Annotated in this window: 1 protein-coding gene; it reads right to left on the reverse strand. The window is 74.6% G+C overall.

Annotated elements, in window-relative coordinates; all coding sequences use genetic code 11:
- Positions 1-2,103: type I polyketide synthase (locus tag ACYVD5_RS23730; protein WP_461003347.1), on the reverse strand; the 2,103-nt coding region annotated here is incomplete at both ends.

The following is a 2,103-nucleotide window of genomic DNA, read 5'->3' on the forward strand; positions in this document are numbered from 1 at the left end:
GACTCCAACAACTCAGCGGCCATCCCCGCCCACTGCGAACCCTGACCCGGGAACACGAACACGGTGCCGCCGCGCACGTCCGCTATGCCGGACACCACGTCGGGCCCAGTGAGCGTGCCGAGGGCACGTGCGGCGCCGGTGCGGGCGTCGGGATCCGGGCCGCCCAGGACGACCGCGCGGTGCAGCAGGGCCGTGCGCGACTCCACCAGCGAGAAACCCACGTCGGCGAGTGCGGGCGGGGGTTCGGCCGCGGTGATGAAGGACGCCAGCCGTTCGGCCTGCGCGCGCAGCCCCGCCGCCGATGCGCCCGAAACCACCAGGGGCACCGGGGCAGCCGAAACGGCGGAACCGGGGACCGGCTCGGATTCGGGTTCGGGTTCGGGCTGCTCGGGCGGTGCCTCCTCCAGCACGACGTGGGCGTTGGTACCGCTGATACCGAACGACGACACCGCCGCGCGGCGCGTGCGGCCGCCTTCGGCCCAGCGCGCCGGTTCGGTCAGTAGCCGCAAGGCGCCGGAGGACCAGTCGATCCGGGGCGAGGGTTCGTCGGCGTGCAAGGTGCGGGGCAGCGTCCGATGCCGCATCGCCTGCACCATCTTGATCAGGCCCGCGGCACCGGCTGCGGCCTGGGTGTGGCCGATGTTGGACTTGACCGATCCGAGGCGCAGCGGGCGGTCCGCCGGCCGCTGCCGCCCGTAGGTGGCCAGCAGCGCGTCGGCCTCGATGGGGTCGCCGAGCGCGGTTCCGGTACCGTGCGCCTCCACTGCGTCGACGTCGCCGGGCTCTAGGCGGGCGTCGGCCAGTGCCGCGCGGATCACCCGCTGCTGGGAGGGGCCGTTGGGAGCGGTCAGCCCGTTGCTGGCGCCGTCGGAGTTGACCGCAGACCCGCGGACCACCGCGAGCACCCGGTGGCCGTTGCGGCGGGCGTCCGACAGCCGCTCCACCAGCAGCAGCCCGGCTCCTTCGGCCGGGCCGAACCCGTCGGCAGCGGCACCGAACGCCTTGCACCGCCCGTCCGGCGACAGCGCCCGCTGCCGGCTGAACTCCACGAAAAGGTCCGGGTTCGGCAGCACCGTGACACCGCCGGCCAGCGCCATCGAACACTCGCCGGAGCGCAGCGCCCGCACCGCCAGGTGCAGCGCCACCAGCGACGACGAGCAGGCCGTGTCGACGGTCATCGCGGGCCCTTCCAGCCCGAACGTGTAGGCGACCCGCCCGGAGATCACGCTCAGCACGTTGCCGGTCACCGCGTAGCCGTCGGTGGTGCCCTGGCCCTGCCGCGGGTCGGCGCCGTAGCCGGTGGTGATGGCGCCCACGTAGACACCGGTCCGGCTGCCGCGCAGCGCTGCGGAGCCGATGCCGGCGCGTTCAAAGGCCTCCCAGGCGGTTTCCAGGACTAGGCGCTGCTGCGGGTCCATGGCCAGTGCCTCGCGCGGCGAGATCCCGAAGAACTCCGCGTCGAACCCGGTTGCGGTGGGGACGAACCCGCCGGAGCGCGCATAGGTGCGGCCGGAGGCGTCGGGGTCGGGGTCGTACAGCAGGTCGAGATCCCAGCCGCGGTCGGTCGGAGCGTCGCCGACGGCGTCGGTTTCCGCCGCGATCAGGTCCCACAGCTGCTCCGGGGTTTCCACTCCGCCGGGGTAGCGGCACGCCATGGCGACGATCGCGATCGGCTCCGGGTCGTCTTCGGCGGCTGCGGCGGCCGGTGCCGCCGGCTGCGCGGCAGGCTGTTGGGCGGCCTCCGCCGGTTCGGTGCCGCCGAGTTCGGCGCCGATGTGGGCGGCGAGCGCTTCGGGGGTGGGGTGGTCGAACACGGCCGCGGGCGACAGCCGCAGCCCGGTTTCGGCGTTCAGCCGGTTGCGCAGCTCCACCGAGGTCAGCGAGTCGAACCCGGCATCCTTGAACCGCCGCTCGCTTTGCACCGTGTCCGGTGCCGTGTGCCCCAGCACGTGGGCCGCGTTCCGCAGCACCAGCTCCAGCAGGGCCGTGCCGCGTTCGGCCGCTGGCAGGCCGGCGATCCGGTCGGCGAACGAGGCGGTTGCGGCCGGGTCGGCGCCGCGGTCGCCTCCGGCGGCGCCCGCTGCCGGCGCGGGTGCGGCGCCG

The organism is Streptomonospora sediminis (assembly GCF_054778995.1).